Origin of the sequence: Plantactinospora alkalitolerans (assembly GCF_015690345.1) — a bacterium.
Classification (GTDB): Bacteria; Actinomycetota; Actinomycetes; order Mycobacteriales; family Micromonosporaceae; genus Plantactinospora; species Plantactinospora alkalitolerans.
On record NZ_JADPUN010000090.1, the window covers coordinates 1 to 25,614 of the forward strand.

Sequence of the window (25,614 nt, forward strand, 5' to 3'; positions counted from 1 at the left end):
GCAGCCGTCCGAGGCCCTGCTCGACGCCGGCGACCGGTCCGTCGGGACGACGGTGGGCGGCGGCGTGGGCCTGCGCGTCCCGGTCGCCGACGCGGCGGGCGGCGCGGTGCACGGCGGGCAGCGCGGCCACGTACCGGTCGAGCCCTTCGACAACCAGGTCGACCAGCGCGGCCCGCCGAGTCTGGTCGTCGACCAGGCGCGGTGCGGCGACGAGGACGTTGCGGTGGATCCACGGGTTCCAGTTGTGCACGTCGCCGTCGAGGCCGAGCCAGTGCCAGTCACGGCGGGCGGTGAAGGGGGTGGGCACGCGCCGGTCGACCTCGTGGCGGATGCGGGCGCGCAGGCCGGGCGCGTGGGCGTCGAGCGGCTCGCCGTGCACGTGCGGGTCGGCTCGGACGTCACGCCGCTGCGCCGGGGGCACCAGCAGCGCCATGCCGGAGGGCAGGAGCAGCCCCTCGAGCCGGGCAGCACCGGCACCCTGCCACGCCGAGGCGAGCGTGCCGGCGGAGCGGTCGGCGACGGTCATGACTCCTCGCGGGTAGAGCAGATGTGATCGATCGTGATCGTATCAGAGAGTTTTCAGGGCGGCAGTGATCGCCAGCGGCGCGAAGACGGCATGGATGGCGGTGTTTTGCCGGTCTTGCCGCCTTACGAACCGACGAGCCTGATCCCTTCTGATCGTATGTGCTCATTCCAGTTCGGTACAGGCATTGACTTGTTCCCTTGTGAACGTTTTACTTCGGAAACCTGGCTGTTGCCTGTGCGTCACGTTCGTGGGCAACGCGCCGCTCCGAAACATTCATGGAGGCGGATCAATGCGACGGGACCGCGGCTGATGGTGGGCGGGATCGGCGACCTGGCGTCCGCGCCGGGCCGGGCAGCCGGCACCGCCGGGACGTGGCAGCGGGGCGACTGGTTGGCGCTGGCCGATCGGATGCTCGCCGCCGTCCGGCCGTTCGCGTCACCCGGTCATGCTCTGCTCGTCCTCCCTGGCCGGGAGGGCGGCTACGGGCGGGCCGTCGACGGCCTGGAGGGCTTCGCCCGGACGTTTCTGCTGGCTGGTTTCCGCATCGCCGGTGCGCGCGGGGTGGATGTCGACGAGCTCGCCGACTGGTATGCGGCGGGAATCGCGGCCGGTACCGACCCGAGGTGCGCCGACCGCTGGGTACGGCTGGACGAGCACCCCCAGGCGAAGGTCGAGGCCGCCTCCCTCGCGCTCGTCCTCGATCTGACCCGCCCGTGGATCTGGGACCGGCTGCCGGCCGAGGTGCGGGAGCGGACGGTGGACTACCTGGCCCCGGCGGTCGGCGACACCAGCTATCCACGGATCAACTGGGTCTGGTTCCGACTGATCGTGCAGACGTTCCTCCGCTCGGTGGGCGGGCCGCACTCGCTGGACGAGATGGCGGAAGACCTGGCCAGCCATGACGGATTCGCCCGCGCGGACGGTTGGATGTCCGATGGGCCCGAGCGGGCCTACGACCACTACGTGGGCTGGGCGCTGCACGTCTATCCGACGTTGTGGGCGCGAATGGCCGGCGCGCGGGAGTTGGCCGTGCAGCGCCGTGAGCGGGATCTGGCCCGCCTCGACCGGTACCTGCGGGACGCGGTCGCCCTGGTGGGCGCGGACGGATCGCCGCTGGTGCAGGGGCGCAGCCTGATCTACCGGTTCGCCGCCGCGGCGCCGTTCTGGGTCGGCGCGATCGCAGGGGTGCCGTCGGTCGGTCTCGGCCAGCTGCGCCGGGCGGCCACCGGCATCGTGCGCCACTTCGTCGACCACGGTGCCTTCGACGACCGTGGTCTGCTCACCGTGGGCTGGCACGGGCCGTGGCCACGACTGGCCCAGGCGTACTCGGGGCCGGGCTCGCCCTACTGGGCCAGCAAGGGGATGCTCGGCATCGCCCTGCCGGCCGACCATCCGGTGTGGACGACGCCGGAGGAGCCACTGCCGGTCGAGGAGCGGGACGCCGTCCGGGCCGTACGCGCGCCGGGCTGGCTGCTGTCGGCCACCCGCGCCGACGGCGTCGTCCGGGTGGTCAACCACGGCACCGACCACGCCGTCGAGGACACCACCGTCGGTGACTCGCCGCTCTACGCCCGGTTCGGCTACTCCACCGCGACCAGCCCGGTTCTCGACGAGAGCGGCTGGGTCGACCCGCTCGACCAGTCCGTCACCCTCGTGGACGAGGGCGGCCGGGCCACACATCGTGCCGGGATGCGCCTGCTGACGGTGCACGTCAACGGCGACGGCGTGGGGGTGGCCGGGTCGCGCACCCTCGCCCACTGGGTGGATCCGGAGCCGGGCCACCGTGACCACGGCGGGGGCCGCGCGGGCACGTCCCGGCCGGCCGGGCACCTCACCGTGTACTCGCTGGTCCTCGGGCCCTGGGAGCTGCGCCTGGTTCGTGTCGACGACCTCGCCCACGGCGTCGAGGCCGCCGGATTGCGGCTGCGGGTCGGTGGATGGGCCGTTCCCGGTGCGGCGACGGCCGCCGTCGGCGACGGCACGGTCAGCGTGGCCGGCGCGGGCGTGACGAGTCGGCTCATGAGCGTGCGCGGCGGTGGCACAGCCGGTGCCACGACCGTTCCCGACGGCGGGCCGCTGGCCGGCGGACTGGTGGTGCCCTGGGTGGATCACCCGGTGCGGCCCGGTGCGTGGGTCACCGTCCTCACCGAGCTGTCCCGGGACCGCGCGGTTCCGGCCCGGAAGGCGTGCCGGGTCGTGCTGGACGAGAACGCCGACGGTCTGGATGTCGCGGTCGTCTGGCCGGACGGGGTGAGCACGGCGACCCGCCTGGCCACCGTGCGGGCCGGCACCACGGTGGTCCAGCAGCCGGGCAGCAGTCCGGGCCCATCCGAGGCCCCTGACCCAAGGAGTAAGGGATGAAGCGCGCAATATCGGTTGCCATCAGTGCCGCGACGGCGCTGACACTCGTCCTCGCCGGCTGTGGCGGCGAGGACGAGCCGGTCGACCCCAACGCCCCGGTGAAGATCACCCTGGCGGGCTGGAGCCTGGCTTCCACGCCGGAGTTCAAGACGCTCGCCGACGGCTTCACCGCGAGCCACCCGAACGTGACCGTGGAGCTCAAGGAGTACGCCCCAGGCAACGACTACGACACCCAGATGATCACGGACCTGGCCGCCGGCACCGCCCCGGACGTCTACGTCATGAAGAACCTGAAGAACTTCTACACGTACCAGAGCGGTGGTCAGCTGCTCGACGTCTCCGACGCCACCTCCGGCCTCGGCTCGAGCCCGACGCTCGCGTCGTACCAGGTCGATGGCAAGGCGTACGCGGTGCCGTACCGGCAGGACTCGTGGGTGTTGTTCTACAACAAGGACCTGTTCGCGAAGGCGAAGGTGGCGCCGCCGGACGGCAGCTGGACCTGGGACGACTACACCGACGCGGCGAAGCGCCTGCACACCGGGCTGAAGGGGGCCGGCTCGAACGCGAGCGGCGCGTACCAGCACACCTTCCAGTCGACAGTGCAGGGATTCGCGCTCGCCCAGACCCCCAACGCGGACCTGCTCTCCGGGGACTTCGGCTACCTGAAGCCGTACTACGAGCGGTCACTGGACCTGCAGGCCGCCGGCGCGCAGCCGACCCTCGGCACCGCGAAGACCAACAAACTCACCTACCAGGCGCAGTTCGGCAAGCAGCAGTCGGCGATGCTGCTGATGGGCACCTGGTACGTGGCCACGCTGCTCAACCAACGACAGAGCGGCGACGCCGACAAGTTCCAGTGGGGGATCGCCCCGGCGCCGCAGTTCGACAAGTCCACCACCGGCACCTCCGCCACACCTGTCACCTTCGGTGACCCCACCGGCCTGGGGATCAACCCGAAGATCAGCAAGTCCAAGACCGCCGCGGCCAAGGCCTTCCTCCAGTACGCGGCCGGCCCGGATGCCGGCAAGGCGCTGGCCGGGATCGGCATCACCCCGGCACAGGTCACCGACGCGGTCACCGCGACGCTGTTCGGGCTGGACGGCGTACCGCAGGACGACCTGTCGAAGTTCGCCTACGCCAAGCACACCATCAAGCCGGAGAACCCGGTGTCGAAGCACACCGCCGGCCTGCAGAACCTCCTCAACGAGACGCACTCGGCGATCCTCTCCGACAGCAAGGGCGTCGACGCGGAGCTGAGCAAGGCGCAGGCCCGCGCCAAGAACGAGGTCCTCAACCAGTGAGCTGGTGGCGGGTCCGGCGCGCCTGAGCCGCACGCCGGTCCCGCCACCATGCCGAACGCTCCCGGAGACTCCCCATGGCAACATTGCCGCGCACGAGACCCAGGAACCGGCGGCTGGTGTCGCGCAACACGGTCGCCGGCTGGTCGTTCATCCTGCCCAACTTCGTCGGCTTCGCCGTGCTCACCCTGCTACCCGTCGTCGTGCTGTTCTACGTGGCGTTCACCAACTGGAACGTCTTCGGGGTGGCCGAGTGGACCGGCACCGCCAACTTCCGGCGGATGTGGGGCGACGCGAGCTTCTGGACCGCACTGCGCAACACCGTCTACTACACCGTCTTCCACATCCCGCTGACCCTCGCGGCGTCACTCGGGCTGGCGCTGCTGCTCAACCGCAAACTGCGCGGCGTGCGCTTCTTCCGCACTGTCGCCTTCTTCCCCTACATCACCTCGATCGTGGCGATCGCGATCGTGTGGAACCAGCTGTTCAGCCCGGAGTACGGCCCGATCAACGCTCTGCTCGGTGCCGTCGGGGTGGACAATCCGCCGGGCTGGACCGCGTCGTCGACCTGGTCGATGCCGGCGGTCATCATCGTCGGCACCTGGCGGTACATGGGCTACTACATGCTGCTGTTCCTGGCCGGACTGCAGACCATCCCGGCCCAGCTCTACGAGGCGGCCGAGACCGACGGCGCCACACCGTGGCAGCGGTTCGTGCACGTGACCCTCCCCGGGTTACGGCACACCACCTTCTTCGTCACCGTGCTGCTCACCATCGAAAGTTTCAAGGTCTTCGACCTCATCCTCGTGATGACCGGCGGCGGACCTGGCCAGTCGACACTCGTGCTCTCCCAGTACATCTACCAGAAGGGCTTCGAGGAGAACCAGTTCGGCTACGCCTCGGCGGTCTCCGTCGTCCTGTTCGCCATCTGCTTCAGCATCACGATCATCCAGTTCATGGTCAACAAGCGGAGGAACAGCTGATGACCGCGACCGACCTCTCGCTGCCCGCTCCGGCCGTCGCCGCGCCCGACAACCGCAGCGCGCCCGGCCGACCGGTCCGGTCCCGGGGCTGGCGGCTCGTCGGGTACGCCGCCCTCGTGCTCGCGGCGGCGGGGCTGCTGCTGCCGTTCTACTGGATGGTGGTGGCGTCGTTGAAGACCAACAGCGACGTCTTCACCATCCCGATCACCTGGCTGCCCGATCCCGTGGTGTGGCGAAACTACCTCGACATCTGGCAGCGCTCGGACATGACGACGTGGTTGGGGAACACTCTGCTGCTGTCGGTGGTCGTCACGCTCCTACAGGTGTTGACCGGCAGCTTCGCCGCTTACGGCTTCGCCCGGGTCCGTTTTCCCGGCCGCAACGCGCTCTTCCTGGCATACGTCGGGACCATCGCGGTGCCGTGGCAGTCGTACATGATCCCGCAGTTCATCCTGATGTCGAAGCTGCAACTGTCGAACACCCTCTGGTCGATCGTCGCGCTGCAGGCGTTCGGCGCATTCGGCGTGTTCCTGATGAAGCAGTTCTACGAGACCATCCCGGAGGAGTTGAGCGAGTCGGCGCGGGTCGACGGGCTCAGCGAGTTCGGCATCTACCGACGGATCATGCTGCCGCTGTCCCGCCCCGCCCTGGCCAGCCTGGCCCTGCTGACGTTCGTGACCACCTGGAACGACTACCTCGGCCCACTGATCTACCTGCGCAGCCCCGACCTACGCACCATCCAGCTGGGACTGAACACCTTCATCTCCCAGTACAACGCCGAGTACGCGCTCATCATGACCGGCTCGGTGCTGTCCGTGCTGCCGGTGGCGGTCATCTTCCTGGTCGGGCAGCGGTACTTCATCGAAGGCATCGCCACCACCGGGCTGAAGGGCTGACCGATGATCCCGCGTCCGCGCCACGACACCATCGCCGCCGTCTTCGACGGCGTCTACACCGCGCTGGTCAGCAACATGCTGCTGGCGCTCGGCTGCCTCCCACTGGTGATCCTCGCGCTCACCACCGACGCCGCGCGGGCCTGGCCGCTGTACGCGCTGGCCGCCCCCCTGTGCGCACCCGGCCTCTGCGGCGTCTTCGCGGTCATGTCCGGCTACTCGTCCGGCGCGGCCGGTGGGGTGCTCCGGACGTTCGGCCGCGCCTGGCGGGCCACCGCCCGCCGGGCCGTGCTCTGGGCCGCCGCGGCCACCGCCACCCTCGTCGTCCTCGGCGTCGACGCGTACGCGCTGTGGGGCCACCGGGCCGGCGCGCTCACGCTGCCGATCCTCGCCGTGCTCGCCGTGCTGACCGCCGCCACCGGGCTGCTCGGCCTGGTGACCATCGCCGAACGGCCGGCCGTGCGGCTGCGCGACGTTGCCCGTGCCTGCGCGTACCTGGCGGTGCGCCGTTGGTATCTCACCGCCGCGTCACTGCTGGTCCTGGCGTTGCTGGCGCAGCTCTTCGCGGCCCGTCCCGCGATCGCACTCGGCATCGCGGCCGCACCGCTGTGGTACGTCGTGTGGTCCAACAGCCGGTACAGCCTGCGTGCCGCGCTCGATCCACCCCCGATCGCGGTCCAGAGCACCTGACGGTATCCCCCGGCGCTCGCGCCGGAAGGCCGACGACGACACACCTGCCCGGCACCGGTCCGGACACACGAGGGAGAACAGCATCCATGACGGCGACCGATGTCCGTCCCAGCCCAGACTCCGAAGCGATGGCGGCCGCGGTGACCGCTGCGGTACGTATCGTCGAGGCGAACATCGACACCTTCGGCTCGCGGTACCCCGCGGACACCACCGTTGCCAACCGCTACCCGCTGCGACCACCGACCGCCGGCCAGTCCGAGGGCGCCAACGTCGGCTGGACGACGAGCTTCTGGCCCGGGATGCTGTGGCTCGCCCACGACCTGACCGGCGACGACCACCATCGCCGAGCGGCTCTGGCACATGTCGACAGCTTCGCCGACCGGGTGCACGGCGGCATCGACCTGGACACCCACGACCTCGGCTTCCTCTACACCCTCGCCTGCGTCACGCCAGCGCGGCGCGTCGGCGACCAACGGGCCCGGGACGCCGCCCTGGCCGCCGCCGACCACCTGATGACCCGCTTCCTCGAACCGGCCGGCATCATCCAGGCCTGGGGCGACCTGACCGACCCCCGTCAGCGCGGCCGGACCATCATCGACAGCCTGATGAACACACCGCTGCTCTTCTGGGCCAGCCGGACCACCGGCGACGGCCGCTACGCCGCCGCAGCCCGCCGGCACACCGCCCAACTGCGCGAGCACATCCTGCGCCCGGACGGCACCACCTTCCACACCTTCTACTGGGACCCGGACACCGGCGCACCGCTGCGCGGCGAGACCGAACAGGGCCACGCGGACCACACCTGTTGGGCCCGTGGGCAGGCCTGGGGCATCTACGGCTTCGCCCTGAACCACCGGCACACCGGTGACCCCACGCTGCTGGCCGCCGCGTCGACCTGCGCGGACCACTTCCTCGCCCGGCTGCCGGCCGACCACGTCGCCTACTGGGACCTGGAGTTCGGCGACGGCAGCGGCCAGGAACGCGACAGCTCCGCCGCCGCCATCGCCGCCTGCGGCCTGGTCGAACTCGCCGGCAGCGTCACCGACCCAACGCGGGCGGAGGCCTACCGGGCCGGGGCGGCCCGGATCCTGCGCTCCCTGGTGGACAACTACGCCAGCGACGGCCACCCGGTCTCGAACGCGCTTCTCCTGCACGGCGTCTACGACAAGCCCAAGGGCATCGGCGTCGATGAGGGCACTCTCTGGGGTGACTACTTCTATCTGGAAGCCCTCACCCGCGCCAACACCCCCGGCTGGGTCAGTCCCTGGTGACCCACCTCCACGGCACGGAACTCGGAAAGGTGACCATGAACTACCGATACCACTGCACCATCCCCGCCGCCGACGGCTGCAACACGCTTCCTGTCAACCCCTGCCGTCTGCTGGACTTCCGCCTACTGAAGCTGACGGCCGGCCAGTCCTGGACCGGCGAGTCCGGCGACCGGGAAATCCTCGCAGTCGTCCTCGGCGGCACCGCGAACCTCACCGTCGCCGGCCACCACTTCCCGCAGGTCGGTCAGCGTACCGACGTCTTCTCCGGCAAGCCGCATTCGGTGTACGTCCCGGCCGGCGCCACGATCGGTGTCGAGGCGGTCACCGACCTGGAGATCGCCCTGCCCAGCGCCCCCAGCGACCTGGCCACCGACCCGTACGTCATCGCGCCGGACCAGGTCGCGAGCGGGCGCTGGGGCGCGGCCAACTTCGGTCGGACCTACCACCAGATCCTCACCGAGATCTCCCAACCGGACCTGCCCGCCCGCCGCCTCATCGTCGGCGAGACCTACACGCCGTCCGGAAACTGGAGCACCTACCCGCCGCACCGGCACCGGGTCGACGACCTGCCCGCCGAGGCCGCACACGAGGAGATGTACTACTACCGGGTCAACCCACCGAACGGGTTCGGGATCAGCCGGGTCTACACCGACGACGGCTACGAGGAGAACGTGACCATTCGTGAGCACGTGATGCAGATGATGCCGGAGGGCTACCACACCGTTGTCAGCGCCCCCGGCTACACCACGTACTTCCTGTGGTTCCTGGCCGGCACCCAGCGCACCCAGGGCGCCCGCGAGGACGCCAACCTGGCCTGGGTCGGCCAGACCGTTCCGACCCTGCGCAGTCTGGGTCTGTGACGATGGTCCTGGACGCCTTCCGCCTCGACATCCTGGTGAACAACGCCGGCATCATCCGCCGCGCCGCCGCGGTCACCCACCCCGCAGAGGACTGGGCGGCCGTGCTGCGCGTCGACCTCGACGCGGTGTTCCACCTGTGTAAGGCAGCTGGCCGGATCATGCTCGACCAGGGGCACGGAAGGATCATCAACATCGCGTCGATGTTGTCGCACCAGGGCGGGATCCGGGTGCCGTCCTACACCGCCGCCAAACACGCCGTCGTCGGGCTCACTCGGGCGCTGGCCAACGAATGGGCCCTGCACAGCGTGAACGTCAACGCGATCGCGCCCGGCTACATCGCGACCGACAACACCGCGGCCCTGCGCGCCGACCCCGACCGGGAACGCAGCATCCGCGACCGCATCCCGGCCGGCCGCTCGGGCGCCCCCGAGGATCTCGTGGGCGCAGCGGTCTTCCTCGCCTCCGACGCCGTCCGGTACGTGCACGGCGCCGTTCTCCCGGTGGACGGGGGCTGGCTCGCCCGATAGGAGTGCACGCAGCGTGGAAACAGTTCGGCTGTTGAGCGCCCAGCGGCAGGAGCGTCTGCTCACCGAACTGCGCGGGCAGGGCGCGGTACGGGTGCGCGACCTCGCCCGCGAGTTCGGCGTCAGCGAGCTCACCATCCGGCGCGACATCGCCGCACTCGCCGAACGGGGCCTCGTCGCAAAGGTCCACGGCGGCGCCACGCTGCCGACCCACAGCACCACTCTCGGCCGGCCGCGCCAAGCTCCCCTCCGCTTCACCATCGGCATGGTCGTGCCCTCGCTCGACTTCTACTGGCCGGCCGTCGTGGCCGGGGCACGCGCCGCCGCGGCCGCCCTCGGCGTCAGCATCCAACTGCGCGGCTCGAGTTACGACGCGGACGAGGACCGCCGCCAGATGGGCCGTCTCGTCGAGGCGCAACAGGTCCAGGGTCTGTTGCTGGCCCCGAGCCTGGACGGTGACGACGCCGACGAGATCCTCGAATGGATCGGCCATCTGCCGGTCTCGACCATTCTCGTCGAACGCCAGCCACGCCGGTGGACGCCGGCCACCCGGCACATCGAGTGGGTTCGCAGCGACCACTCCCTCGGCCTGGAGATCGCCATCCACCATCTCCGCCAGCAGGGGCACCGACGCATCGGGCTCGTCGTCGCACAGGGCAGCCCCACATCATTCCATCTGCGGCACGCCTGGCGGACAGCCGCCGCCGATCCGCGCACGGCCGGCGCCCTCGCCATGCAGGAAACCGTTACGACGCCCGGAGAGCGGGACGTCATCGTCCGCATCCTGCGGGAGTGCAGACTCTCCAAGATCACCGCGCTGATCGTGCACAGCGATCCCCATGCCATCGCCGTCGCCCAGTTCTGCGCCGAGATGGGCATCACCGTCCCCGGCGAACTGGCGATCGTCTCCTACGACGACGAGATCGCCCATCTGGCCGACCCCGCGATCACCGCCGTCCGGCCGCCGAAGAGCCACGTCGGCCGCCTTGCCGTCGAACTCATGCTCTCCCGCCTGCTCAACGGTGACCGCCGGCCACCGCACGGGGTGCTGCTCGCCCCCGACCTCGTCGTCCGCGAATCCTCACTGGCTCCCACGCAACGGCACTAGCCGGCGGGATGCCGTCGTCGACGACGATCGCAGATTAATGTATGTGAACGAACTGGTTCGGACGGTGGCGCCGTGGTCTGCGGTCGGTTACCAAGGTGTCACCCCGGTGTGAACCGTCACCGGTCGGCGGTGGATGGCACCGGAGTCCGAGGGTGTCGCTCCGACGCCGGCGGCGGTCGCCGCCCAACCAGGTGAGCAGCGGCACCGACATCACCCAGTACACCTGCGGAACCGGCACCAACCAGGCGGCAACTGTTGCAGGCCCTGATGTGGGCGGTGGTCGTTGACGTGCTGCACGTACTCGTTGACCACCGCCGCAGCGTGCCGTTCGTTGTAGACCAGGACGTGGTCGGTGCACTCCTGGCGCAGGCTTCGGCCCCAGCGCTCGATGAACGCGTTCGCCCGCGAGGTGCGCCGAGGAATCTTGACTTCTCCCGGGCCAGCCGCAGGACCAGGTCACGGATCTCGTCGCTGACCCGCGGCCGGGCAGCCCGGTCGGGGTACGTCCAATGACAGCGCACCAGCCGACGGTGCCAGGCCAGCAGCGTGGCCGGGGTGACGAGGCGATGCGCCCGCACCGCCTGCGGCAGCAGCCGGCCGAGCGCGGCCAGCACCGCCCGATCCGGCCACGACGACCGGGGACGGCCGCGGATCTGCCGGCGCAGCACCGCCACCTCCTGCCCCAGCGCAAGCGCCTCGACCAGCAGCGCCCTGTCGCCACGAGCCAGCAGCGCCCTGTCGCCACGAGCCAGCAGCCCCCTGTCGCCACGAGCCAGCAGCCCCAGTCCACCGAACACACGGATCACCGTCAGGTACAGCAGCCGTACCAACACACCGATGATCGTCACCGCCACCCTTGCGGTTACGGCTCACAACGTGGAGAAACGCCTGCGTTGGATTGAACACGTTCATCTTTCGGGCCGAACGCAACGCGTTCCTCGAAAGGGTGCCCAGCTCACAGGCCATGACCGAGTCTTCGAGTCCCACAATGCGCCGGATCGGTTCGAGCCTTCGCCCTGCCACGATCCCGAAACTATCGGTCAACGGCCGAAACTACCGCTTGATAAACCCGCAACTTCCTGTAAACCTGGATCCATCGAAGAGTGTGAGCGTTAACACTGTCGATGGACCCGTCAGGTTACCCACGAACGCCTCAAGCCCATCGTTGACACCCGCCTCGCCGCACGCCAACCAACCCTGAGCCGAGGCGGTGTGCGCCCGCAACGACCATCCCCAACCACCGGGAGGTGCGCGCGTCGACTAGCTGGACGGCCCAGCACCCTTAGCCACCACCCTGCCGGCCGGGGCGGCTGGACCACGCATCGCAAGTTCCGTTTCGCCCGTACCACACTAGAAAGTTTCAATATTCCAACTGTTGGAGGATCCCCATGGTCTCCCGAACCCGTCCCGCCGGGCGTCGACTTCGAACGCTGTCGGTTGTCGGGACCGCCGCGGTCGTCGTGGCTCTCACCGTCTCCCTGCTACCCAATCTCGCTCATGCCGCCGAGGCCACCCTGGGCGCGGCCGCGGCCCAGTCGGGCCGGTACTTCGGTACCGCCGTTGCCGTGAACAGGCTGAACGACAGTGCTTACACGACGATTTTGAACCGTGAGTTCAACCAGGTCACGGCTGAGAACGAGATGAAGCCCGACGCGCTTCAGCCGAACCGGGGACAGTTCAACTACACCAACGGCGACCGGCTGGTCAGCCACGCCCGTTCCCGGGGCATGAAGGTCAAGGGACACACCCTGGCCTGGCACGCACAGCAGCCGGGCTGGATGCAGTCGCTGTCCGGTAGCGCGCTGCGGCAGGCGATGATCGACCACATCACCAACGTGGTCACCCACTACCGGGGCCAGCTGGACTCCTGGGACGTGGTGAACGAGGCCTACGCCGACGGCGGTGGCGGAGGCCGGCGTGACTCCAACCTCCAGCGCACCGGCAACGACTGGATCGAGGTGGCGTTCCGCACCGCCGACGCCGCCGACCCCAACGTCAAGCTCTGCTACAACGACTACAACACCGACAACTGGAACGACGCCAAGACCCAGGGTGTCTACAACATGGTGCGCGACTTCAAGCAGCGCGGCGTGCCGATCGACTGCGTCGGTTTCCAGACGCACTTCACCGGCGGGTCGAACTACCCGAGTAACTACCGCACCACGCTCTCCAGCTTCGCCGCCCTCGGCGTGGACGTGCAGGTCACCGAGTTGGACATCCGTAACGCGCCGGCCGACGCGTACCGCAACGTGACCAACGACTGCCTTGCCGTCTCCCGGTGCACGGGCATCACGGTGTGGGGCATCCGCGACTCGGACTCGTGGCGCTCCAGCGAAAGCCCGCTGCTGTTCAACGGAAGTGGCCAGAAGAAGCCGGCGTACGACGCGGTGCTCACCGCGCTGAACAGCGCAACCCCCAACCCGACCACGCCGGGGCCCAACCCGACCACGCCGGGGCCGAACCCGACCACGCCGGGGCCCACCGCTCCGCCCGGTTCCGCGAGTGAGATCGTCGGTGCTCAGTCGAACCGGTGTATCGACGCGCCCTCACGTAACAACGGCACCCGGGTGCAGCTCTACGACTGCAACAGGCAGTCCAACCAGCAGTGGACCTACACCTCGGCTAAGCAACTCCAGGTGTCCGGCAACATGTGTCTGGATGCGGCAGGTTCCGGCAACGGCGCGGCGGTCCAGATCTACAGCTGCCACAGTCAGACCAACCAGCAGTGGAACGTCAATTCCAACGGCACCATCAGTGGTGTGCAGTCCGGGCGGTGCCTGGACGTCTGGAGCACAGCCAACGGAGCGCAGGTCCAGTTGTACGACTGCCACGGACAGACCAACCAGCAATTCCGGCTCGTCTCGAGATAGCGCTGCTCTCCGGTCGGGTTGGGTCTGATCGCTGATCAAGTGCCACCCGACCGGAGAGACTTGTGACTCCCGTCCGTCACCGTCGTGCGACGTAGACCGCGTTCGTCTCCTGGCGCCCGCGGGGCAGACCCAGCGCAAGCATCGGCACCAGGAGTGGGGCTGTTGCGTTCTCGAGTCGGTAGACATGTCGAATCTCGGATGTCGGTCGGGAATCAGATCGCTCGGGCGAGTTCGGTGAACGCCGCGGAGCGTCGGTGGCGCTTCGTGTCCGAGTTCGTAGTGTCCGCGTCGCAAGCTCTGGTTGAAGGCGTGTCCGGCGATGATCACTTGCGCGGTCCGGTCGGTCCGTAGCCCGCACAGCGGCCGTAACCGGTGTTTGAGCTGGCTGTGGTCGACCTCGATCAGGTTGTTGGCGTACCGCTCGACGTGGTGCCGGGCCGACGGGACGAGGTCGTCGAGGACCGCCGGGTAGACCGGCGCAGCGTCGGTGACCTGACATACTCGTCCAGCACGACGCGCAGGTGCCGCGGGTTGTAGATCAGCATCCGGTCCAGGCACTCCCGACGTACCGTGCGTACCCAGCGTTTGGCGTGGGCGTTGACGCGCGGTGCGCCGGGCGGGCTGCGCAAGATTCCAATCGCTGCGCTACGCGCTGGCCGGCCTGGCCGCGCTGCCCCGCGCCGGGTGCAGAAGCACCAGGTTCGTACAGGTCATGTCGGCCATACGGCTGGTGTCATGACCTTCGTACGTTGATGTGATTGGACGTATGGCCGATATCGATACCTGGAACCAGCTCAAGCGTGGGGGCGGTGACGGTGGAAGCGGCGGTTCAGGCTGCGGCTGCCTTTGGTTCCTCCTCATCATCATGGGCATTTGTCTGGCTGGAGTTTTGGCCATGCAGGGTGAACTACGGATCCCGTTCTTGCGGTAGTTGCTTGTGCCGTTCGTAAATCCGGTTCTGGCTACGCTGCCTGCGAGTATTCGCTGATCATGCCGTGGAGGATCTTCCGCCGCTGTACCCGGATCGTGGCCAGGTCGACCACCGGTGGAGGTGGTGTCTCGCGGTTCGGTGGGCGTTGTGCCCGACCCTGATGGGGCCGATGGTCGTTGTAGTGCGTGACGTACTCGTCCAGCACGATCCGCAGGTGCCGCGGGGTGTAGATCAGCATCCGGTCCAGGCGTTCCCGACGTACCGTGCGTACCCACCGTTCGGCGTGGGCGTTGGCTCGCGGTGCACCGGGCGGGCTGCGCAGGATTTCGATCTCTTCGGCGGTGAACACGTCGTCGAAGATGGCGGTGTACCTGGTGTCCCGGTCCCGGATCAGAAACCTGAACTGGGACCCTCGGTCCCCGAGGTCCATCGCATGAGGTTGCGGGCCTGCTGGGTTACCCACGCCCCGGTCGGGTTCGGGGCCGCGCCGAGGATGTGTACCCGCCGGGTGCCGGTCTCGATCAGGAACAGTACGTAGACGCGGGCCAGGCCGATCGTGTCGACGTGCAGGAAGTCGCCGGCGAGGATCCCTCTGGCCTGGGCGGCCAGGAACTCCGGTCCAGGTCGGCCCGCTGCACCGCGGTGCGGGATCCAGCCCAGCCCGGCCCGTGCGAGGATCTTCCACACGGTGCTGGCTGCGATCCGGTAGCCGAGGCCGATCCTCTCGCATTGGATCCGCCGGCAGCCCCAGGTCGGATTCTCCTGGGCCAGCCGCAGCACCAGCCGACGCACCTCCCCTCGAATTGATGGGCGGCCCGGACGTCCCGGATAGGCCCATTCTCCGGGCGACCAGGTCGCGGTGCCACCGCAACAGCGTGGCCGGGGTGACGAAGAAACTCGCCCACCTCGGTCGGGGCAGCAGACGCGACAACACCGACCGGTCCGCTGGCCCCGAGATCCGGACGGCTGACCTGCCGACGCAGGACCGCAACCTGGTGACGCAGCACAAGGATCTCGACCTCTTCGGACCGCTCGCCGCGCAGACCGAGCACGATCAGCTGCATGATCTGACACAGGAACAGGTACCCACACGACAGGATCATGGATGTCAGCTCCCCGCCAAGGGAAAGCAGAGTGCGCGGGCAGTTGAGCATGCACCTCAGCTACATCGAGGATGTTGCGGTCCTCGGGGTGGAGGGGACAAGGCAGAGTCTTCACCGGACGAGGCTCAATGGTGGTCGTCAAGGCTCGGCGTGGCGACCGAGAGATTATGAGATCAAGATGTGCGACGCGGCGAACTGCCCGGATGGGCTCCTAGCAGCGGAAACACCCCTCGACATCTCACACCGCTTCCCCGCTGTCCGTCGACTCCTTGCGGACCAGATGCGGACCGCTCCGGTCAACGCGCTGTGCAGGCGCATCCCAGCTGAGACCCGGCATGACAGACTTCGCCCGTGACGGACGTATCGCGGTACTCCACGGTCAGGCACTTCGCACAGGCCAACCCGGCCGGCCCTGGTCAGGACAGCGTTCCCGCGCTGCTTCGCCGTCTCGCCGACAGCATCGAAGGACTTGGGGACGTCGAGGTTGCGGACATTGTCCTGCACCAAGAGATCACCGGTGACGAGGATGGCGATTGGTGGTCCGGCACCGTCTATTTCTACGACCCATCGGAGTGACCCGCCGTCTACGCGCCCAATTGCTGGCTGCCTGTCCCTGTAGAGCGGAACTCCTCGTCGGGCAGTCGTAGACCGTCCAGCCTGCCCAGACAGGGCGGCCCACCCGGACGAGATTTCCCAGCACTCCCCCGCCGTTGGTCGGCCTCTTGCGGACGAGACACGGACCGTTACATACCACGCCTCGTTTGCGGCACCACGTCCTGTCGCAGGGTCTTCATCAGAGCTGCGTGTCGGTTGGTGCCACCCCGTGGCATGAGTCGACGGGTGTACAGAGTCGCTATCCCCACCCATATCGCGGCCACCCCGACAAACACTGTCCCAAACGTGAGGGCGATCGGTACCCAGACCAGTGGTGGCTTCAGGGACCAGAGGGCTATCGCGCCGATGGTCAGACCCATCATGAGCGGCCCGAGGAGCAGGCAGCGGTACCCGACGACGAGCAGCCGATATGCCCAAGTCCCTCGGATGCGCTCGATCGCCTTGTCGGCCTCTGCCATGTGGGTGGTCCTCCCCGGAGTCGCCGTGACTGTACCGACGCCCCGCTCTCTCGCCATCCCGTCTGCGACCGACCCACACACCGGGATGCGGGCCAGGGCGACAAGGTGGAGTGCCCCACCGGACGAACGACGTTGTCGCCCTGGCCCTGAGCCACCTCCGCTTTCATGGGGATCTGGTCCCGCGATGTCCGCGACGGCCAGTTGATCCACCACAGCGACAAGGGATCGAACTATACGTCTTTCCGCTTCGCCGAACGCCTGCGAGACAACGGAATCCTGCCGTCGATGGGCTCGGTCGGTGACTCGTACGACAACGCCCTGATGGAGGACTTCTGGTCGTCGTTGAAGATCGAACTCGTCTACCGCACCTCGTAGCGGACCCGCGACGAGGCCGAGAACGCGATCTTCGCCTACATCGACGCCTGGTACAACACCCGCCGCATCCAACACGAGCTGGGCTACCTCAGCCCCGACGAGTACGAAACCGCCTGGCACACCCGCCAGAACAACCCAGCCGAGCTACTCATCACCACCCCTGCGCCAGCCGGCAGCAGGTAACCACCGCTCCATCAAAGCGGGAGGAACTCACCGACATTGGGCGATGATTGATGGGTGACGCTATCATCGCCCAATGGCGATGAAAGGTAGTGCGGCAGCCGTTCGGCCTGGTGAAGATTTGACACCCGCGGTGGCGCTGTTTCGTGGGCTGGCCGACCCCACCAGGTTGGCGATCCTGCGCCGACTCGCCGACGGCGAAGCCCGCGTCGTGGACCTCACCGGCGAACTCGGGCTGGCCCAGTCCACGGTGTCCGCGCACCTGGCCTGCCTGCGCGGTTGCGGTCTGATCGTCGGCCGACCAGAGGGGCGGCAGATGTTCTACGCCCTGACCCGCCCTGAACTGCTCGAGCTGCTTGCCGCCGCTGAAGGGCTCCTCGCGGCGACGGGTCAGAAGGTCGCGCTGTGCCCGAACTACGGCGCCCCCGCCACGGACTGCGGGGAGAGTTGCGGATGAGCACCGCCGTGCTGCCCGATGTCAGCGACCCGGCCGCCCGCCGTTCCAACGACCTGGCCGGCCTACGTGGCTGCGGTGTCGTGTTGGCCGTGCCGGAGGGCCGGCGTACCCGCAGCGAGTTGGCTGATGCCCGGCTCAGGCACGCGTCGGGTGACCTGCTCGGTCTGGTCCTGGCGGTCGACCCGGCGCCCCGCCCGCCGCAGCCGAGGATGGGTGCTGCTGATGACGACCAATCCCCAGATGCTCTCGCTCGGGCCGTCGCCGGCACGACGAGCAGTGCTCACCCGACGGGTACGGCTGTTCGTCGCCGCGACGATCACCTACAACATCATCGAAGCCATCGTGGCGATCACCGCCGGCACCCTCGCCTCGTCGACCGCGCTGATCGGCTTTGGCCTCGACTCGGTTATCGAGGTGGCCTCGGCGGCGGCTGTCGCCTGGCAGTTCTCCAGCAGTGACCCGGAACGCCGGGAACGCACCGCGTTACGGGTCATCGCGATCTCCTTCTTCGCCCTCGCCGGCTATGTGACTATCGAGTCGGTACGGGCACTGCTCGGCTCGGACCGGGCCGAGCACTCCACCGTCGGTCTTGTCCTCGCTGCGGTGTCGCTGCTGGTGATGCCGGTGCTGTCGTCCGCCCAGCGCCGCACCGGCCGCGAACTCGGCTCGGCCTCGGCGGTGGCCGACTCCAAGCAGACCCTCCTCTGCACCTACCTGTCCGCGGTGCTGCTGGTCGGTCTCGCGGTGAACTCGCTGTTCGGGTGGTGGTGGGCCGACCCGGCCGCCGCCCTGGTGATCGCCGCCGTCGCTGTTAAGGAGGGCCGCGAGGCATGGCGCGGCGACGCGTGCTGCGCACCCGCTGCCGCGCTGCGCCCGCAGGAGCGGGAACGGCCCGCGGAGACGCTCAGAGGTTGAGGCGCAGCAGGTCGTCGAGACCGCTCTTGAGCACGTCGGTGCCGAGGCCGCGCTCGCGCAGCTGGTAACTGATCAGGGTGGCCGAGACCGGCGCGAGCAGCGCGGCCGCGACGTAGTGCGGGTCGACGTTGGGGCGTGCCTCGCCGAGCAAACTGGCCAGGTGGGTGTGGTAGACCATGTACGGCCCGCTGCGATATCGCGCCACCGGCGAGCTGGTCTCGGCGACCAGCAGCATTTCCAACTGCGCCTCCACCCGGTCCACCAGGGCATGCAGGAAGGCGTGGATCCGCTCCGCCGCCGACGCGCCGGGGCCCAGCGGCGGCGGGCCCTGCAGGAAGGCGGCCTGGAAACTGGCCTCCTCCTCGTCGAGCAGTGCGAAGATCAGTCCGGCGCGGTCGCCGAAGCGGCGGTAGGCGGTGCCGGTGCCCACTCCCGCGGCCCGCGCTACCTCGTCGAGGGCCAGCGCCTTGACGCCCTCGGTGGCGACGATGCGCGCGGCGGCGTCGAGCATCTTGCGGCGGTTGCGGGCGGCGTCGGCGCGTTCGATTCCCGGCTGGCCCGCGATCGACAGTGTCGCGGGGACCGGCGTCGATGCCGCCTCCGGCTCTCCAACCACCCGACGGTCCTCTCTCCCGCGGCCGCACCCCCGGCAGCCGATTGCGCCCGTCCGCCCATTCTGCCGTGACCTGCGCTGTCGCGGCAGTGTACGCAGCCCTTCGCAGGTCGAGGCCAGCGGTGCTGCGGGCGTTGCAATCGGAAACCTTTCCGGATAGCCTCCCTGCTAAGTGGAAGAGCTTCCACTTAGCTCGTCTTTCGCGAAGGGTCCCATTACCCATGTCTGCCAAGGTCGCCGTCATCTACTACTCCTCGACCGGCAACGTCCACGCGCTCGCCGAGGCCGCCGTCGAGGGTGCCGCCAAGGCCGGCGCCGAGGTGCGCCTGCGCCGGGTCACCGAGCTCGCCCCCGCGGCGGCCATCGACCACAACCCCGCCTGGCGTGCCCACCTGGAGGCCACGGCCGACGTCCCCGTCGCCACCCTCGACGACCTGGAGTGGGCCGACGCGTACGCGTTCGGCACGCCGACCCGCTACGGCAACGTGTCCGCTCAGCTCAAGCAGTTCTTGGACAGCACCGGGCCGCTGTGGGCGACCGGGAAGCTCTCCGGCAAGGCGGCCACCGGCTTCACCAGCGCCGGCAACGTCCAGGGCGGCAACGAGTCCACCCTCCTCGCGCTCTACAACACGATGCACCACTGGGGGTGCATCATCGTTCCGCCCGGCTACACCGACCCGAGCGTCTATGCCGCGCACGGCAACCCGTACGGCACCGGCAACGCCGCGTCCGGCGACAGCCCCAGCGAGCAGGTCCTGGCCGCCGCCAGCTACCAGGGCAACCGGCTCGCCTCGATCAGCGCGCAACTGCTGCGCGGCGCCATCCCGGCCTGACCGTCCCATCGGGACACCGACTCCTTCCAATACCGAAGAAAGGCCCGTCACCATGAAGGCACTCGTCGCACCCTCGTACGGCCCGATCGACCAGCTCACCATCGCTGAGCTGGCCAAGCCGGCACCCGGGCCGGGCCAGATCCTGATCAAGCTGCGGGCGGCAGCGCTCAACCCGCTCGACGTCAAACTCGCCACCGGAGTGATGCGCGAGATGATGCCGGTATCGCATCCCTTCGTGCTGGGTCTGGACGCGGCCGGCACGGTCGAAGCGGTCGGCGAGGGCGTCACCCGATTCACCCCCGGTGACGAGGTGGTGGCGTTCACCCACCCGGTCGCCGGCGCGGTCGCGGAGTACACGTTGGCGCTGGACGGCCCCGAGGTGGTGGCCCGGCCGGACGGGCTGGACCCGGTGGACGCCGCTGCTCTGCCGGTGGCCGCGATGACCGCGGCCGGCATTGTCGAGCAGGCCGGGCTGAACAGCGGTGACTCGCTACTGGTGGTCGGCGCGACCGGTGGTGTCGGCTCGTTCGTGGTTCAGCTCGCCGCCCAGGCCGGTGTCCGCGTGGTGGCGACCGCGCCGCCGTCGGACGCCGACTACATGCGTGGCCTTGGTGCCGCGGCGACCGTCGACTACACCTCCGGCGACACAACCGAGGAGGCGCTGCGCCACGTTCCCGGCGGCGTCGACGTCGCCGTCGACCTGATCAATGCCGGTCCCGCGCTGGCCGGAACCGCAGCCGCCGTCAAGACCGGTGGGCTGCTCATCTCTCCGGCTGGTGGTCCGCCGGTCTTCGACCGTGAGGTGCGCGCCTCGTACGCGCACATCGAGGCCACCAACGGCCTGCTGCAGCGGATCGTCGAGGCGACAGCGTCGGGACGGCTGCGGGTCGAGGTGAGCGCCCGGTTCCCGTTTGCCGAGGCGCAGCGCGCGGTCGTCGAATTCGCGGGCAAGCACACCCGCGGCAAGGTCGTCATCACCTTCTGACCGTTTCCCACCACGGCGCCCGGGAGGCGAGGAGACCCACGGTGTACGACTTCGCCACCGACCTGGCCGACCGGCTGTCCGCGTGGCCCCGAGTTGACTATGCCGATCTTCCCGCCACCCGGGCGGCATTGCGTGCGGCGGTCGCCCATCACCGGCCGTACCAGCCGGCTCGCCCGGTCGAGATCGGCGACCGGCTGGTTCCCGGCCCGCCGGGCGCCGTCCGGGTCTACCGGCCGGATGCCGACCGGCCGCAACCCGCGCCGATCTATCTGCACCGGGGCGGCTTCGTCACCAGAGACGTGGAAACCGTGCACCAGACGTGCCTACGGCTGGCCGACCGGATCGACGCCAATCCAGGCACCGCGCTCTCCTTCGAGGCCTGGTTGTCCGGGCGCACCTACGGCACAGCGGGTCATCCGTTCGGCGCGGCGGTCGCCGACCCCGACGACGATCTGCGCCTGCCCTCGGTGGCCATGCCGGTCCTGGACACCGAGACCGCCATGGTCTTCGACTTCCTCCTGCTCGACCCGGTCGGCGGCGGCGCGCAGCGCTTCACCGACGAGCAGAACCGGCCGGAGAGCCGCCTTTTCGGCCAGGGCGCCGAGCTACGTGCCCGCCGCTATCTCGTGTCACAGACGCCGTCCGCCTGAGCGCGCAGCGGCGACCCTGAATTCGCCCCCCGTATGCCCGAGACGGGCCCCCGGGACGACATCGCCGGCGACACCGGCGCGTCCCGAGGGCCGCAGTCCGTTGTCATCTCCTTACTTGGAAGGAATCGCGGATGCATAACCGCGTGCTCGGCCAGAACCTGACCACCTCCGCTCTCGGCCTCGGCTGCATGGGCATGAGCGATTTCTACGGTGACCGCAACGACGTCGAGTCGGTCGCCACGATTCACCGGGCGCTGGAGCTCGGCGTCACCCTGCTCGACACCGCCGACATGTACGGCCCGTTCACCAACGAGGAACTGGTCGGCAAGGCCGTCGCCGGCCGCCGCGATCACGCGGTGATCGCCACGAAGTTCGGCGTGGAACGCCGCCCCGAGGATGGCCATTTCGGGATCAACGGCCGCCCCGACTACGTGCGCCGGGCCTGCGACGCGTCGCTGCGCCGGCTCGGGGTGGACCACATCGACCTGTACTACCAGCACCGCGTCGATCCGCAGGTGCCCATTGAGGAGACCTGGGGCGCGCTGGCCGAACTCGTCGCGGCCGGCAAGGTGCGCCACCTCGGCATTTCCGAGGCCCCGGCGGACCTGGTGCGCCGGGCTCACGCTGTGCACCCGGTGACCGCCGGACAGTATGAATACTCGCTGCTCAGCAGGGAGCCGGAGACCGAACTGCTGCCCACCCTGCGCGAGCTGAGCATCGGGCTGGTGGCGTACTGCCCGCTCGGGCGGGGGCTGCTGACCGGCGCGATCACCGACCTCACCCAACTGGAGGCCGACGACTACCGGCGCGGTACGCCCCGTTTCCAGGGCGACAATCTGCGGCACAACATGGAGCTGGTGGCGCGGGTGCGCGAATTGGCCACCGCCAAGGGCGTCACCGCCGCCCAGCTGGCACTCGCTTGGGTGCTCAGCCGCGGCCCTGACGTGGTGCCGATCCCCGGCACCAAGCGACGTCGCTACCTGACGGAAAATGTCCAGGCACTCGACGTCGAGCTGACGGAGGCCGAACTGAACGCGATCGACGTGGCCACACCGCCCGGCGCCGCAGCCGGCCGCCGGTACCCGGAGCAGCCGCCGCTGGCGCGCCGCTGAATCGGATCGGCCGGGTACGGGCGCGACACCCGCACCCGGCCGGCGTTCGTGGTCAGCGCAGTTCGTAGTCGGCCGGATCGACGGCCCGGGTGCACCGCCAGTAGTCCTGGGCCGGGAAACGGCCAGTTCTGAGCGGTCCGCCCGGCGGCGCTCCAGCGGGCTCATCCCCAGCGCCGTGCCTTCCTCGGCGAGTTGTTGAATCCAGCGCAGGTAGGCGAGGTTCTCGTCGATCACCTTGGGCCCGGCGAGGGGCCCGTGCCCGCATACGATGACGCGCGGGTCGAGCTCCCGGATACGCTGCAACGCCCGGCCCGAGTCGGCCGGCGGATCGAAGGTGGACGCATATCCGGCGATCTTGCCGTGCACCCGCTGCACCCCACGGGCACGGGCCGCGGCGGCGTCTTCCAGGATCAGCACAGCGCCGCCTTCGCCGGGCACGTAGCCGCTGGCCGAGGCGTGAGCATCGACAGGGTCCTCACTGCTCATCTTGGCAACCGCCCGGTGGGATCCTCGGCGGTGATCCCAGCGTGCGGTGAGCGGCTCGATCCCGACTGGAAGATCGATGGGAGCCACCGGCCGGTGGCTCCCATCGCGTGTCAACTAAGGATCGGCGGGGTGTCCCGGGACCGCTTCAGCTCGAAGAACCCGGGCGTGCCCGCGACCAGCAGGACGCCGTCCCACAACCGGCCCGCGGCCTCGCCCTCCGGGGCGGGCGTCACCACCGGGCCGAAGAAGGCGACGGTCGTACCGTCCGGTCCGGGTGCGTGAATGATCGGCGTGCCGACGTCGAAGCCGACCGGCTTGAGCCCGGCGTAGTGGCTCGCCAACAACTCGTCGTCGTACTCTTCGCTTCCGGCAGCCAAGGCCAGGTTCGGATCGAGACCGACATCGGCCAGGGCCGCCCGGTACAGCTCGTCACCGAGCTGCTGCCCAGCGGGATGGATCCGGGTACCCAGTGCTGTGTAGAGTTCGCGCAACACCTCGGGACCTGCGGCTCGGGCCGCAGCGACACAGATCCGCACCGGGCCCCACGCCTCTCGGCGCAATGCGAAGTACGCGTCTGGGCGATCGGCATACTCCTGCGGCACGCTGTCGTTGCCGTCGTTCAGCACGGCCAGGCTCATCACATTGAACCTGACCCGTACCGGCCGGACCTGCTCCACCTGGAGCAACCAGCGCGAAGTCACCCACGCCCACGGGCAGAGCGGGTCGAACCACATGTCCAGCGTCTGGCGATCGGTCATCGAGGAGCCCCTTCAGGTGAGCGGCGTGGCATGCGGCCGCGAAGGCATCCTGGCTCATCGCGCTCAAGGCCCGATCTCACCCACCTGGGCCCGCCACCTGCCGGCTCCGATCGTCGCATAGATGTCGTGGCTTGGTTGCGTCGCCGGTTGCGGGCCCGGGACAGAGTTGACCTATGAAGCGATCGTGCCTTCGTTCTTCCTGGTCGCCGCCAAGGTCGCCATTCGCCGGGTTCCGGTTTCCGGCTGAGGTGATCGTCGTCGCGGTTCGCTGGTATCTGCGCTTCAACCTCTTCTAACGGGATGTGGAGGAACTGCTGGTCGAGCGGGGTGTCGAGGTCGACCACGTCACCGTGTACCGGTGGGTGCAACGGTTCACCCCCGCTGCTGGCCGACGCCGCTCGGTTCGCCCGGCACCCGCCTGGTGACCGGTGGTTCGTTGACGAGACCTACGTCAGAGTCAGTGATGTGTGGCGGTACGTGTGCCGGGCTGTTGACCAGCATGGACAGGTCATCGACGTCCTCGTGTCGGCTCGCCGGGACGCCGCCGCGGCGCGGCGGTTCTTCCAGCGGGCGCTGCGGAGGCTGAAAGTGACGCCCGTCGAGGTGGTCACCGATGCCGTCCCGGTCTACCCGGCGATCCTCGACGACCTCGTTCCGTCGGCCCGGCACCACGTCGGGCGGTCGCCAACAATCCGATCGAGACCGACCACAGCATCCCTGGTGCTATGCCAGGGGACGAACCATGGCTGGAACGATGAGCATCATGACCACGTGCCGTCTGCTGCGGCAGAGATGCTGCTGAACTGGCACCGCCGGCTGGTGTGAGGCCACTGGGCCTACCCGCACGGACCTGGCCGGCCACCCGTCAGACAAGATCCGTAACCTGGTGCTGCGGCTGGTTCGCGACGACTCGCGATGGGCCATCGTAAGGATCCAGGGCGAGCTAAAGTGGCTGGGCTATCGGATCGGAGCTGGACGTTATCGATGTTCACGTCCGTCCAGTTCGTCTGGCGTGGTCACAGTGGCGTGTCAGAGAACGGTTATCCCGCGGTTCTGCGGAAGGCCTGTCGATAGGTCTGCGGCGAGATGCCGATGGCCCGATGCAGGTGTCTGCGCAGAGACGCACCGGTGCCGAAGCCTGATCGGTGGGCGATCTGGTCGATGGGTAGATCGCGGGTCTCCAGCAGTTGGCGGGCGCGCTCGATGCGTTGCCGGAGGATCCATTGGCCGGGGCTGGTGCCGGTTTCCTGGTGGAAGCGTCGGGTGAAGGTGCGGCGGCTCATGCCCGCGTGAGCGGCGAGTTCGGCCAGTGGTAGCGGCTGGTCGAGGCGTTGCATGACCCAGTCGCGGGTGGAGGCGGTGGCGGTGTGCGCCGGTTCAGGGACTGGATGGTCGATGAACTGGGCCTGCCCGCCGTCGCGCCATGGTGCCGTGACGCAGTCTCGGGCGGTTTGGTTCGCCACCTGGCTGCCGTGGTCGCGACGTACGAGATGCAGGCATGCGTCTACCCCGGCAGCGGCTCCGGCTGAGGTGAGGAGGTTGCCGTCGTCGACGAACAAGACGGTGGGGTCCAGCCTCACCGAGGGAAACAGGCTCTGGAAGTGTCCGGCCAACCGCCAGTGAGTGGTCGCCCGGCGGCCGTCTAGTAAGCCTGCGGCCGCCAGCGCATAAGCGCCGACGCAGATCGACATGATCCGGGAATCGGGCCGAACATGTGCGAGGGCTTGGACCAGGGGGCGGGCGGGCTGGTCCCACACAG

25 protein-coding genes and 5 pseudogenes are annotated in these 25,614 nt (G+C 69.0%); 21 read left to right on the plus strand and 9 right to left on the minus strand.

Translation table 11 applies throughout. The features are described 5' to 3' along the window. A pseudogene (locus I0C86_RS42985) lies at nt 1-526 on the minus strand (hypothetical protein); the annotation flags it as partial. A 309-nt stretch (nt 527-835) separates the two neighbouring features. Here I0C86_RS42985 and I0C86_RS07190 point away from each other — a divergent pair. From I0C86_RS07190 to I0C86_RS07230, 9 genes are all read left to right on the plus strand, one after another. Further along, complete coding sequence (locus tag I0C86_RS07190; protein ID WP_196200421.1) at nt 836-2,887, plus strand: DUF2264 domain-containing protein; 2,052 nt, start codon at nt 836-838, stop codon at nt 2,885-2,887. Then, nucleotides 2,884-4,188: an ABC transporter substrate-binding protein gene (locus tag I0C86_RS07195; RefSeq protein WP_196200422.1), complete on the plus strand. Its 1,305-nt coding sequence runs from the start codon at nt 2,884-2,886 to the stop codon at nt 4,186-4,188. The genes I0C86_RS07190 and I0C86_RS07195 overlap by 4 nt, the downstream gene beginning before the upstream one ends. Before the next feature lie 116 nt (nt 4,189-4,304). Further along, complete coding sequence (locus tag I0C86_RS07200) at nt 4,305-5,168, plus strand: carbohydrate ABC transporter permease (RefSeq protein WP_323373508.1); 864 nt, start codon at nt 4,305-4,307, stop codon at nt 5,166-5,168. Further along, nucleotides 5,168-6,064 (plus strand): carbohydrate ABC transporter permease, encoded by an 897-nt coding sequence (locus tag I0C86_RS07205; protein WP_196200424.1) that lies wholly within the window; start codon nt 5,168-5,170, stop codon nt 6,062-6,064. Before I0C86_RS07200 ends, I0C86_RS07205 begins: the two co-directional genes overlap by 1 nt. 3 nt (nt 6,065-6,067) lie before the next feature. Beyond that, on the plus strand, nt 6,068-6,751 hold the full coding sequence (locus tag I0C86_RS07210; RefSeq protein ID WP_196200425.1) for a ferredoxin-NADPH reductase: 684 nt from the start codon (nt 6,068-6,070) through the stop codon (nt 6,749-6,751). 86 nt (nt 6,752-6,837) lie between these two features. Further along, nucleotides 6,838-8,022 carry a glycoside hydrolase family 88 protein gene (locus tag I0C86_RS07215; protein WP_196200426.1) on the plus strand — a complete coding sequence of 395 codons (1,185 nt, stop codon included), beginning with the start codon at nt 6,838-6,840 and terminating at the stop codon, nt 8,020-8,022. Nucleotides 8,023-8,057: 35 nt separating this feature from the next. Next, the gene (gene iolB / locus I0C86_RS07220) at nt 8,058-8,882 is read left to right on the plus strand and encodes a 5-deoxy-glucuronate isomerase (protein ID WP_196200427.1); all 825 of its coding nucleotides are present in this window, start codon (nt 8,058-8,060) and stop codon (nt 8,880-8,882) included. Between the two features lie 2 nt (nt 8,883-8,884). After that, nucleotides 8,885-9,409 carry an SDR family oxidoreductase gene (locus tag I0C86_RS07225; RefSeq protein ID WP_196200440.1) on the plus strand — a complete coding sequence of 175 codons (525 nt, stop codon included), beginning with the start codon at nt 8,885-8,887 and terminating at the stop codon, nt 9,407-9,409. A 13-nt stretch (nt 9,410-9,422) separates the two neighbouring features. Next, nucleotides 9,423-10,514 carry a substrate-binding domain-containing protein gene (locus tag I0C86_RS07230; RefSeq protein WP_196200428.1) on the plus strand — a complete coding sequence of 364 codons (1,092 nt, stop codon included), beginning with the start codon at nt 9,423-9,425 and terminating at the stop codon, nt 10,512-10,514. 116 nt (nt 10,515-10,630) lie between these two features. Here the strand turns inward: I0C86_RS07230 and I0C86_RS45705 are convergent, their stop codons facing one another. Next, a complete protein-coding gene (locus tag I0C86_RS45705) occupies nt 10,631-11,362 on the minus strand; it encodes a hypothetical protein (RefSeq protein ID WP_323373509.1) in 732 nt (243 codons plus the stop codon). A gap of 540 nt (nt 11,363-11,902) precedes the next feature. Here I0C86_RS45705 and I0C86_RS07240 point away from each other — a divergent pair. Further along, nucleotides 11,903-13,384, plus strand: a complete 1,482-nt coding sequence (locus I0C86_RS07240) for an endo-1,4-beta-xylanase (RefSeq protein ID WP_196200429.1) — start codon at nt 11,903-11,905, stop codon at nt 13,382-13,384. Nucleotides 13,385-13,723: 339 nt separating this feature from the next. Here the strand turns inward: I0C86_RS07240 and I0C86_RS42995 are convergent. The 4 genes and pseudogenes from I0C86_RS42995 to I0C86_RS43010 form a co-directional block, all read right to left on the minus strand. Further along, a pseudogene (locus I0C86_RS42995) lies at nt 13,724-13,816 on the minus strand (hypothetical protein); the annotation flags it as partial. Beyond that, on the minus strand, nt 13,786-14,013 hold the full coding sequence (locus I0C86_RS43000) for an integrase core domain-containing protein (RefSeq protein WP_230393715.1): 228 nt from the start codon (nt 14,011-14,013) through the stop codon (nt 13,786-13,788). The pseudogene I0C86_RS42995 and the gene I0C86_RS43000, both read right to left, overlap by 31 nt. A gap of 333 nt (nt 14,014-14,346) precedes the next feature. After that, nucleotides 14,347-14,745, minus strand: a complete 399-nt coding sequence (locus I0C86_RS43005; protein ID WP_230393716.1) for a transposase — start codon at nt 14,743-14,745, stop codon at nt 14,347-14,349. Then, the gene (locus tag I0C86_RS43010; protein ID WP_230393717.1) at nt 14,706-15,095 is read right to left on the minus strand and encodes a hypothetical protein; all 390 of its coding nucleotides are present in this window, start codon (nt 15,093-15,095) and stop codon (nt 14,706-14,708) included. The genes I0C86_RS43005 and I0C86_RS43010 overlap by 40 nt, the downstream gene beginning before the upstream one ends. A gap of 674 nt (nt 15,096-15,769) precedes the next feature. Here I0C86_RS43010 and I0C86_RS07255 point away from each other — a divergent pair. From I0C86_RS07255 to I0C86_RS07280, 6 genes and pseudogenes are all read left to right on the plus strand, one after another. Continuing rightward, nucleotides 15,770-15,994 (plus strand): hypothetical protein, encoded by a 225-nt coding sequence (locus I0C86_RS07255; protein WP_196200430.1) that lies wholly within the window; start codon nt 15,770-15,772, stop codon nt 15,992-15,994. A gap of 662 nt (nt 15,995-16,656) precedes the next feature. Next, complete coding sequence (locus I0C86_RS45380) at nt 16,657-16,866, plus strand: DDE-type integrase/transposase/recombinase (RefSeq protein ID WP_196200431.1); 210 nt, start codon at nt 16,657-16,659, stop codon at nt 16,864-16,866. Nucleotides 16,867-16,881: 15 nt separating this feature from the next. Then, a pseudogene (locus I0C86_RS45385) lies at nt 16,882-17,049 on the plus strand (IS3 family transposase); the annotation flags it as partial. 79 nt (nt 17,050-17,128) lie between these two features. Continuing rightward, nucleotides 17,129-17,503: an ArsR/SmtB family transcription factor gene (locus I0C86_RS07270; protein WP_196200443.1), complete on the plus strand. Its 375-nt coding sequence runs from the start codon at nt 17,129-17,131 to the stop codon at nt 17,501-17,503. A gap of 44 nt (nt 17,504-17,547) precedes the next feature. Beyond that, nucleotides 17,548-17,726 (plus strand): annotated as a pseudogene (locus I0C86_RS43020) (transcriptional regulator); the annotation flags it as partial. Beyond that, nucleotides 17,726-18,418, plus strand: coding sequence for a cation transporter (locus I0C86_RS07280; RefSeq protein WP_196200433.1), 693 nt, complete (start codon nt 17,726-17,728; stop codon nt 18,416-18,418). The pseudogene I0C86_RS43020 and the gene I0C86_RS07280, both read left to right, overlap by 1 nt. Here the strand turns inward: I0C86_RS07280 and I0C86_RS07285 are convergent. Further along, on the minus strand, nt 18,408-19,034 hold the full coding sequence (locus tag I0C86_RS07285) for a TetR/AcrR family transcriptional regulator (RefSeq protein WP_323373510.1): 627 nt from the start codon (nt 19,032-19,034) through the stop codon (nt 18,408-18,410). The two genes, I0C86_RS07280 and I0C86_RS07285, sit on opposite strands and share 11 nt — an antisense overlap. A 218-nt stretch (nt 19,035-19,252) precedes the next feature. Between I0C86_RS07285 and wrbA the strand changes: the two genes are divergently transcribed. The 4 genes from wrbA (at nt 19,253) to I0C86_RS07305 (ending at nt 22,611) form a co-directional block, all read left to right on the plus strand. Then, on the plus strand, nt 19,253-19,864 hold the full coding sequence (gene wrbA, locus I0C86_RS07290; RefSeq protein WP_196200434.1) for an NAD(P)H:quinone oxidoreductase: 612 nt from the start codon (nt 19,253-19,255) through the stop codon (nt 19,862-19,864). Between the two features lie 52 nt (nt 19,865-19,916). After that, nucleotides 19,917-20,849 carry an NADP-dependent oxidoreductase gene (locus I0C86_RS07295; protein WP_196200435.1) on the plus strand — a complete coding sequence of 311 codons (933 nt, stop codon included), beginning with the start codon at nt 19,917-19,919 and terminating at the stop codon, nt 20,847-20,849. A gap of 41 nt (nt 20,850-20,890) precedes the next feature. Further along, nucleotides 20,891-21,499, plus strand: coding sequence for a DUF6081 family protein (locus I0C86_RS44370; RefSeq protein ID WP_196200436.1), 609 nt, complete (start codon nt 20,891-20,893; stop codon nt 21,497-21,499). A gap of 143 nt (nt 21,500-21,642) precedes the next feature. Continuing rightward, nucleotides 21,643-22,611, plus strand: coding sequence for an aldo/keto reductase (locus tag I0C86_RS07305; protein WP_323373511.1), 969 nt, complete (start codon nt 21,643-21,645; stop codon nt 22,609-22,611). Between the two features lie 596 nt (nt 22,612-23,207). On the opposite strand, the gene I0C86_RS07310 is transcribed toward I0C86_RS07305, so the two are convergent. After that, nucleotides 23,208-23,855: a mycothiol-dependent nitroreductase Rv2466c family protein gene (locus I0C86_RS07310; RefSeq protein WP_196200438.1), complete on the minus strand. Its 648-nt coding sequence runs from the start codon at nt 23,853-23,855 to the stop codon at nt 23,208-23,210. 173 nt (nt 23,856-24,028) lie between these two features. On the opposite strand from I0C86_RS07310, the pseudogene I0C86_RS07315 reads away from it, so the two are divergent. Further along, nucleotides 24,029-24,565 (plus strand): annotated as a pseudogene (locus I0C86_RS07315) (IS6 family transposase); the annotation flags it as partial. 330 nt (nt 24,566-24,895) lie between these two features. Here I0C86_RS07315 and I0C86_RS07320 read toward each other — a convergent pair. Next, on the minus strand, nt 24,896-25,614 hold a 719-nt coding region (locus tag I0C86_RS07320; RefSeq protein ID WP_196200439.1), incomplete at its 5' end, for a GlxA family transcriptional regulator.

Excerpts from the sequence above, each read along its gene's own strand:
- I0C86_RS07190 (WP_196200421.1), top strand. The coding sequence starts at position 836 with ATGGTGGGCGGGATCGGCGACCTGGCGTCCGCGCCGGGCCGGGCAGCC.
- I0C86_RS07195 (WP_196200422.1), top strand. The coding sequence starts at position 2,884 with ATGAAGCGCGCAATATCGGTTGCCATCAGTGCCGCGACGGCGCTGACA.
- I0C86_RS07205 (WP_196200424.1), top strand. The coding sequence starts at position 5,168 with ATGACCGCGACCGACCTCTCGCTGCCCGCTCCGGCCGTCGCCGCGCCC.
- I0C86_RS07210 (WP_196200425.1), top strand. The coding sequence starts at position 6,068 with ATGATCCCGCGTCCGCGCCACGACACCATCGCCGCCGTCTTCGACGGC.
- I0C86_RS07215 (WP_196200426.1), top strand. The coding sequence starts at position 6,838 with ATGACGGCGACCGATGTCCGTCCCAGCCCAGACTCCGAAGCGATGGCG.
- iolB (WP_196200427.1), top strand. The coding sequence starts at position 8,058 with ATGAACTACCGATACCACTGCACCATCCCCGCCGCCGACGGCTGCAAC.
- I0C86_RS07225 (WP_196200440.1), top strand. The coding sequence starts at position 8,885 with ATGGTCCTGGACGCCTTCCGCCTCGACATCCTGGTGAACAACGCCGGC.
- I0C86_RS07240 (WP_196200429.1), top strand. The coding sequence starts at position 11,903 with ATGGTCTCCCGAACCCGTCCCGCCGGGCGTCGACTTCGAACGCTGTCG.
- I0C86_RS43005 (WP_230393716.1), bottom strand. The coding sequence starts at position 14,745 with ATGGACCTCGGGGACCGAGGGTCCCAGTTCAGGTTTCTGATCCGGGAC.
- I0C86_RS45380 (WP_196200431.1), top strand. The coding sequence starts at position 16,657 with ATGGGGATCTGGTCCCGCGATGTCCGCGACGGCCAGTTGATCCACCAC.
- I0C86_RS07270 (WP_196200443.1), top strand. The coding sequence starts at position 17,129 with ATGAAAGGTAGTGCGGCAGCCGTTCGGCCTGGTGAAGATTTGACACCC.
- I0C86_RS07280 (WP_196200433.1), top strand. The coding sequence starts at position 17,726 with ATGACGACCAATCCCCAGATGCTCTCGCTCGGGCCGTCGCCGGCACGA.
- wrbA (WP_196200434.1), top strand. The coding sequence starts at position 19,253 with ATGTCTGCCAAGGTCGCCGTCATCTACTACTCCTCGACCGGCAACGTC.
- I0C86_RS07295 (WP_196200435.1), top strand. The coding sequence starts at position 19,917 with ATGAAGGCACTCGTCGCACCCTCGTACGGCCCGATCGACCAGCTCACC.
- I0C86_RS07310 (WP_196200438.1), bottom strand. The coding sequence starts at position 23,855 with ATGACCGATCGCCAGACGCTGGACATGTGGTTCGACCCGCTCTGCCCG.